This is a genomic window from Streptomyces sp. NPDC049577, assembly GCF_040675635.1.
Classification (GTDB): domain Bacteria; phylum Actinomycetota; class Actinomycetes; order Streptomycetales; family Streptomycetaceae; genus Streptomyces.
Genome location: NZ_JBFAPH010000322.1, coordinates 1 through 7,245, shown reverse-complemented (window position 1 = coordinate 7,245; position 7,245 = coordinate 1). Strand labels below are relative to the sequence as shown.

Below are 7,245 nucleotides of genomic sequence, written 5' to 3'. Positions count from 1 at the left end.
GACGACGCGGACGACGCGTGCGATGCGCACGGCGGGGGAGACCCGGCCGCCGGAGGGGCCGCTCAGTGCCGTCCGGAGGCCGCCCCGGCACGGCGCCTCCGCAGGGCCAGGACCGTGGCGCCGGCGAGCAGCGCCCCACCGAACGCCACGCCGCCGGCCAGGGCGGTGGTCGTGCCGTCGGAGGAGCCGGCGCCGGCGGCCATGCCGCCGTCACCCGCCGGGACGGCGCCCATCGGCGACTGGCCCCGGCAGGCGCCCGATCCGACGCGGTTGAGATGCATCTCCACGATCGGGCGAGCCGCCTTGGCGGCTGCCGTGATCTGGGCGTTCCTGCCCGAGGCGATCTGCTGGTCGATCAGGGCCAGGGTCGCGCGGTGGTTGCCGGCCTGGGCCGACAGCCAGGCGCTGTCGTACTCCTTGGTGCCCGCCTTGGCGCGCAGGTCGGCCAGTTGCTGCTGCTGCTCGGCGGTCGTGCCCGAGGGCAGCGAGATCTTGAGCTTGCCCGCCAGTGCCATCACATCGCCGTCCATCTTGGTGTGGTCGCGCACGAACATGCCGGCCACGTCCTTCACGCACGCGGTGGTGGCGTTGTGCTGTGCGTCCTTGCTGGTCTCGATCTCGGCCAGGTTCCCCTGGTGAACGGTCTTGAGGAAGGCGCCGTCCGTCACGCCCGGGTCCTCCGCGGCGTGCGCCGGGCAGGCCGTCGCGGTGGATATCGCGAGAGCGGTGATGGCGGCGGCCGCCCATTGTCGGCTCCTCATGGTGGCTCCAATCGTCGTCGGCGGGAGCGCACGGCGGTGTGCACCGCCGTGCCGGCCGGGTGTGCCGGGAACACGGGTCCCGGTCCGACCGGCCGACGAGTGCCACCGGTCGGCCGTGCCACACGCGATGACACGGCCATGTCCCACGGACGGCCCAGCCGGACCACCCGGCCGCCGTAACCAAGGCGGTCAAGGAGACGCCGCCCGCCCCGTCACTCCCGGGTCACGGCGCCATCTCGTACGCACCCGACAGCGCCTCGACGCGTTCCCAGACGCGCGCCGAGCGGGCCTCGTCGACGACCGGCCGGCGCACCGCGCCCAGGGCCCAGCGCTGCTGCTCCTCGGTGGCGGAGTCCTTGCCGTGCAGCTCGACGGCGTAGGAGGAGAAGTCGCGGACGAGGACGGCGAACAGCTCGTCGAGCACGTCCTCGTCGAGACCCGTCAGGCGCGCCTGCTCCAGGATCAGCTGGCCGTGGACGACCAGCGCGAACAGCTGGCCGACGGCGAGCAGGAGGTCGAGGTCGCGGCTCTGCTCCTCGTCGGGGGCGGCGGTGGTGACGAACGCGCACAGCGCATCGGCCTGCTCGCGGAAGCGGCCGACGTTGGGCACGTGGGCGTACGCCTCGTAGGCGGTGCGCCAGTCGTGGAAGCGGATCGAACCGAGGCCGCGGGCCGGGCCCTGCCGGAAGAGAAAGGCGTCGTCGGCGGCGTCGAGACGCGTGGGCACCGGCGCGTACTCGGCCGGGTTCAGCAGGTGGTTGCCCATGAACTTGAGGATCAGCGCGAGGTTGACGTGGACCGTGCCCTCCAGCTTCGGCAGGCCCCGGATCTCCGTGGCGGCCTGCGCGAAGTAGGTGTCCTTCTCGAAGCCCTTGGCCGCGATGACGTCCCACATGAGGTCGATGACCTTCTCGCCCTCGGTGGTCACCTTCATCTTCGTCATGGGGTTGAAGAGGAGGTAACGGCGGTCGTCGGGGCCGGCGGAGCGGAAGTAGTCCACGGCGCGGTCGCTGAAGAGCTTCATGCCGACGAGGCGGACGTAGGCGTCGGTCAGCTCGCGGCGCACGTGCGGGAAGGCGGTGACGGGGCGGCCGTAGAGGATGCGGTTGTGCGCGTGGGTGACGGCCTCGTACATCGCGTGCTCGCAGATGCCGATCGCGCCGGTGCAGAGGTTGAACTTGCCCACGTTGACGGTGTTCAGGGCGGCGTCGAACGCGGCGCGGCCGGTGTGCAGGATGTCGCCGGGGGCCACCGGGTAGTTCTCGAGGCGGAACTCGCTGACGTACTTCGAGGAGTCGACGACGTTCTTGACCAGGTGGTACGCCTCGTGGCGGCTGTCGGCGGCGAAGAAGACGTAGCCGTCGGGGCCCTCGACGTCCGTGCGGCGGCCGAAGACGGAGACGAGACCGGCGGCGTTGCCGTTGCCGATGTAGTACTTGGAGCCGGTGGCCAGGAAGCCGCCCTCGCCGTCCGGCTCCAGCAGCATGTCGGTGGAGTAGATGTCGGCGCCGTGCGTCTTCTCGGACAGGCCGAAGGCGAACACCTCGCCCTCGGCGAGGAGCTCCGCGGCGCGGGCACGGGCGGCGGCGTTGTCGCTCTGCCAGACCGGGCCGAGGCCGAGGATGGTGACCTGCCACGCGTACCAGTAGTCGAGCCCGTAGAAGCCGAAGATCTCGTTGAGGGCGGCTATCCGGGCGGTGTCCCAGCGCTTGTCCTGCGCCCCGCCGGCGGCCGCCGCGGGGGTCAGGAACGTGGCGAACAGGCCCTCCTTCGCCGAGAAGGCGAGGAAGTCCGACAGCCACGCGCGGGAGCGGTAGTCCTCGATCAGCTTGCGCTTGCCGCGCTCCTCGAACCAGTCGACGGTGGCGCGCAGCAGCCTGCGGGTCTCGGGGTCGAAGTGCGCGGGGTCGTAGGTGCGCGGGTTGAACAGCAGCGGGTCGGCCATGGAGGTTCGCCTTTCCGGCTCGGGAGGTACTCGGGAGGTAAGAGGACGGGGCCGGTGCTCACCGGCGCCCGGAGCTGATGCGGTGGAGGGTGGCGAGCACGTCGTCGAGCCAGGCGATCGTCATCCGCTCGTAGGCGATGCCGCCGCGCAGGACGACGTGCTGGAGTTCCTGCCCGGCGTCGGGCCCGGCCGGCGCCCCGGGCCCGGTGAAGTCGCGCGCTTCGCCGGCGAGGTAGTGGGCGAGCCGGTCGGCATGCGCCCGGCGGTGCCGTTCGACTTCCCCGATCAGCGCGGCCGGGTCGTCGAAGGCCGCGCCGCGGATCTTCACGGCGAGCTCGTGCCGGATGCTCTCCGGCTCGACCGGCTCGTGCAGCCACCGGGAGAGGACCTCCCGGCCGGGGGCGGCGACCGAGTACTCCTTCTTGTCCGGCCGGCCCTGCTGCGCCACCTCGCGCACGTCGACCCAGCCGTCACCCTCCATGCGCTTGAGGACGCGGTAGATCTGCTGGTGGGTCGCGGTCCAGAAGTAGCCGATGGACCGCTCGAACCGCCGGGCCAGCTCGTAGCCGGAGCCCGGCTTCTCCAGCAGGGAGACGAGGATCGCGTGCTCGAGCGCCATGCCCCGGATCCTGCTATGCAACTCGTTTCATAGGCAAGGGGGCGCGGGCGGGTGAGACGTGGCTCACCGGCGGCCGGGATCCCTGCCGGCCGTCCTGTGGCGCCGCGGGGGTGCAGCCCGCACGCTGGCTGGAGAGGGGAAGGGAGAGGGATGGGCGAGAAGCGTGGCTATGTGCTCGCGGAGGTCTCCGACCGGCCCGCCGGCGAGCACGCGGTGCGCTGGGCGGCGGACGAGGCGGCCCTGCGCGGCCTGGCCCTGCGACTGATCCATTTCCGGGAGGTGCCGGACACGCGCCCGCGCCACGCGGCGCCCGCCACCCGGGCCGCGGCGTGGGCGACGCACCTCCACGCCAGGGAAGAGGTCCTCCTGCTCGAAGCGCGCGACACCGCGCTGCGGCGCGATCCGCGGCTGGAGGTCCGCACGGAGCTGCTCCGCGGGCGGCCGGCGCGTGTGCTGCGCGAGGCGGCCGCGTCCGCGAGCCTGCTCGTGCTCGGTACGCCGCGGCGCTCGGGAGCGGCCTCGCTGTTCGAGCCCCGGGACGAGGCGGACGCCCTGGTCGGGCACCTCTTCTGCCCGGTCGTGCTCGTCCGGGAGCCGTCGTCCGAGCTGCCGGCCGACGCGCCGGTGGTGGTGGGGGTGGGCGGCTCACCCTCCACGGCCGCCGCCCTCGACCTCGCGTTCGAGGAGGCGCGGCTGCGCGGGGCCGGCCTCGTCGCCGTGGCGGTCCGCGGGTCCCGGGAGGCCGGACGGGAAGAGCTGCCGGCGGTCCTCGCGCGCCATGCGGAGCGCCACCCGGGCGTCGAGGTCCGGCAGGAGGTGCTCACCGGCGACCCCGCGGCGATGCTCGCCTCGGCGTCCCGCTCCGCGCGCTGCCTGGTGGTCGGCACCCGAGGCGACCGGGGCATCCTCGGCAAGGGCGGGCTGAAGGACCTGCTGTACGGCTCGACCTGCCACACCCTGATCCACGGCACCGACTGCACGCTGATCATCGCGCCCCTGCCGCCGAGGAGATGACCCTCTCCCCGGGGACCCCTTGAATGATCGAACTGGCGTCGGGTTAGCATATGAGCGCCGCCTAGCTCGAAAGATAAACCTGTGACTGTCAATGACGACACGTTCAGCAACTGGAAGAACCGCGAGGAGATCGCGGAGTCGATGATCCCGATCATCGGGAAGCTGCACCGCGAGCGGGACGTCACCGTCCTGCTGCACAGCCGCTCCCTGGTGAACAAGTCGGTGGTCAGCATCCTCAAGACCCACCGGTTCGCCCGGCAGATCGCCGGCGAGGAGCTCTCGGTCACCGAGACACTGCCGTTCCTGCGGGCCCTCACCACCCTCGACCTCGGGCCGTCCCAGATCGACCTCGGCATGCTCGCCGCGCTGTACAAGACCGACAGCCGCGGACTGAGCGTCGAGGAGTTCACCGCCGAGGCCGTCGCCGGTGCCACGGGTGCCGAGAAGATCGAGCGCCGTGAGGCGCGCGACGTCGTCCTCTACGGCTTCGGCCGCATCGGCCGCCTCGTCGCCCGCCTGCTCATCGAGAAGGCCGGCTCGGGCAACGGCCTGCGCCTGCGCGCCATCGTCGTCCGGCAGGGCGGTGACCAGGACATCGTCAAGCGCGCCTCGCTGCTGCGCCGCGACTCCATCCACGGCCAGTTCCAGGGCACGATCACCGTCGACGAGGCGAACAGCACGATCGTCGCCAACGGCAACGAGATCAAGGTGATCTACGCCAACGACCCCTCCGAGGTCGACTACACGGCGTACGGCATCAAGGACGCCATCCTCATCGACAACACCGGCAAGTGGCGCGACCGCGAGGGCCTCTCCAAGCACCTGCGCCCCGGCATCGACAAGGTCGTCCTGACCGCGCCGGGCAAGGGTGACGTCCCCAACATCGTGCACGGCGTCAACCACGACACCATCAAGCCGGACGAGCAGATCCTGTCCTGCGCGTCCTGCACCACCAACGCGATCGTCCCGCCGCTGAAGGCGATGGACGAGGAGTACGGGGTGCTGCGCGGTCACGTGGAGACCGTCCACTCGTTCACCAACGACCAGAACCTGCTGGACAACTACCACAAGGCCGACCGTCGCGGCCGTTCGGCGCCGCTGAACATGGTCATCACCGAGACCGGCGCCGCCTCCGCCGTCGCCAAGGCGCTGCCCGACCTCAAGGCGCCGATCACCGGCAGCTCGATCCGCGTCCCGGTACCGGACGTCTCGATCGCGATCCTCAGCCTGCGGCTCGGGCGCGAGACCACCCGCGAGGAGGTCCTCGACTACCTGCGCAACGTGTCGCTGACCTCGCCGCTCAAGCGCCAGATCGACTTCACGACGGCGCCGGACGCGGTCTCCAGCGACTTCATCGGCTCGCGCCACGCGTCGATCGTCGACGCCGGCGCGACCAAGGTCGACGGCGACAACGCGATCCTGTACCTCTGGTACGACAACGAGTTCGGTTACTCCTGCCAGGTCATCCGTGTCGTCCAGCACGTGTCCGGCGTGGAGTACCCGACCTACCCGGCTCCGGCGGTCTGATCCCGGCGGACCCCCCGATCCGGGCGCCCGGTAGGTTGATCCTCAGCCGACCGGGGCCGGGAGAGGGGGGTCCGATGACCATGTGCGACGGTCCGGCCGACGACCGTGCCGGCGACGACCGTGCCGGCGCGCCGGTCCCGCCGCCCGGCCAACCGCCGTACCCTCCTCCCCTGCCTCCCGGCAGCACGCCGTCCGGCCCGGCCGGCCCGCGGCAGGTGCCGGCCACGCCCGGGGAAGCGCTCGGCATCGGCCGCAGGCACTTTCCGCCGGTCGGCTCGCCCGGCGGGCCCATCAGCCTGTTCGTCCATGAATTCGACGACGGCTATCTGATCCACGGCGGTTGGCCCGCCCCCGAGGACCCGGCGGCCATGCCCGCGGAACCGGGCGGCAGCCACGTCGTCATCTCCAGGACCGACGGCGGGGTGACGTTCGTCCCCAACTTCCCGCCGGAGCGCGCCGTCGAGATCTACCACCGGTCGCGCCGCCGCCGTTCCGGCACCTCCTGACGGCGCCGTCCCCTCAGGGAACGGGCCCGAGCAATGCCGCCGCGGTGGCGACGAGTTCGGCGTCCGTGGCCTCGGAGCGGTGCGCGGCGAGGCCGGAGCGGAACAGCGCGGCACCCTCGAGCAGCATGGTGAAGACTCCGGCACGCGCCGCACGGGCCTCCTCCGGCAGACCGGGCTCGCGGGTGCGGATGAACGCGGCGACATGGGTCCGGTAGTCCCGGTAGAAGCCGCGCACGACCGCCGCGACGTCCTCGTCCCGGCCGGCCAGGGCCCACAACTCGGCGTACACGCGCACGAGGTGCGGATCGTCCTGTTCGGCCAGGAGCGCGCGGACCAGGTCCGCCGGGTCCGGGGGCGGCCCGGCGTCGGCCGGGGCGAGCAGCGAGGCCAGCCGTTCCAGGGAACGGTCCAGGGAACGCCGCAGCACGGCGGCGACCAGGTCGGCGCGCGCGGGGAAGTAGTACTGCAGATGCCCCAGACGCACCCCCGCGGTGGAGGCGACGGCCCGCAGGGTGAGGGCGGCGTACCCGGACTCCCACAGGATCCGCTCGGCCGTATCGAGGAGGACGGTGCGCCGCCGGCTGCCCTTTCCGGTCGAGCCGGCGCGCGGGCCCGGTGCCGGCGTGCGGTCGCTCATGCGGCCCTGCTCCCGGTGTCGTCGTGGCTGTCCCCCGTACGGTCGCACGCCCGCAGGGCGACGCCGTGCGCCTCCAGTAGGCGCGGCAACTCGCGGGGGAGAGGGGTCTGTTCGGGGAAGGACACCCCGCGCGGCGGGGGTGCGCCGTCCGCGCCGAGCGCCCGGCGCAGGGCCAGCAGGGCGCCCACCGCGGTGAGATGGGCCTGTCCGGCCGGATCGGTGAAGTTCACGCCGCG

7 protein-coding genes and 1 pseudogene are annotated in these 7,245 nt (G+C 72.3%); 3 read left to right on the top strand and 5 right to left on the bottom strand.

All coding sequences use genetic code 11. The features are described 5' to 3' along the window. Nucleotides 1-62: 62 nt before the first annotated feature. The 3 genes from AB0K09_RS27015 to AB0K09_RS27005 all read right to left on the bottom strand — a co-directional run bounded on the left by AB0K09_RS27015 (nucleotide 63) and on the right by AB0K09_RS27005 (nucleotide 3,325). Entirely contained in the window at nucleotides 63-761 is a 699-nt protein-coding gene (locus AB0K09_RS27015; protein ID WP_366068011.1) for a DUF4142 domain-containing protein, read from the bottom strand. A gap of 223 nt (nucleotides 762-984) precedes the next feature. Then, nucleotides 985-2,706 (bottom strand): acyl-CoA dehydrogenase family protein, encoded by a 1,722-nt coding sequence (locus AB0K09_RS27010; protein WP_366068010.1) that lies wholly within the window; start codon nucleotides 2,704-2,706, stop codon nucleotides 985-987. 58 nt (nucleotides 2,707-2,764) lie between these two features. Beyond that, nucleotides 2,765-3,325, bottom strand: coding sequence for a PadR family transcriptional regulator (locus AB0K09_RS27005; RefSeq protein WP_366068009.1), 561 nt, complete (start codon nucleotides 3,323-3,325; stop codon nucleotides 2,765-2,767). Between the two features lie 150 nt (nucleotides 3,326-3,475). Here AB0K09_RS27005 and AB0K09_RS27000 point away from each other — a divergent pair, with 150 nt between their 5' ends. The 3 genes from AB0K09_RS27000 (at nucleotide 3,476) to AB0K09_RS26990 (ending at nucleotide 6,372) form a co-directional block, all read left to right on the top strand. After that, entirely contained in the window at nucleotides 3,476-4,339 is an 864-nt protein-coding gene (locus AB0K09_RS27000) for a universal stress protein (RefSeq protein ID WP_366068007.1), read from the top strand. An 81-nt stretch (nucleotides 4,340-4,420) separates the two neighbouring features. Next, complete coding sequence (locus AB0K09_RS26995) at nucleotides 4,421-5,866, top strand: glyceraldehyde-3-phosphate dehydrogenase (RefSeq protein WP_366068006.1); 1,446 nt, start codon at nucleotides 4,421-4,423, stop codon at nucleotides 5,864-5,866. A gap of 74 nt (nucleotides 5,867-5,940) precedes the next feature. Continuing rightward, nucleotides 5,941-6,372, top strand: a complete 432-nt coding sequence (locus AB0K09_RS26990; RefSeq protein WP_366068004.1) for a hypothetical protein — start codon at nucleotides 5,941-5,943, stop codon at nucleotides 6,370-6,372. 13 nt (nucleotides 6,373-6,385) lie between these two features. Here AB0K09_RS26990 and AB0K09_RS26985 read toward each other — a convergent pair whose 3' ends face one another. Further along, nucleotides 6,386-7,009 (bottom strand): TetR family transcriptional regulator, encoded by a 624-nt coding sequence (locus AB0K09_RS26985; RefSeq protein ID WP_366068003.1) that lies wholly within the window; start codon nucleotides 7,007-7,009, stop codon nucleotides 6,386-6,388. Then, nucleotides 7,006-7,245: pseudogene (locus tag AB0K09_RS26980) on the bottom strand (saccharopine dehydrogenase); the annotation flags it as partial. The pseudogene AB0K09_RS26980 and the gene AB0K09_RS26985, both read right to left, overlap by 4 nt.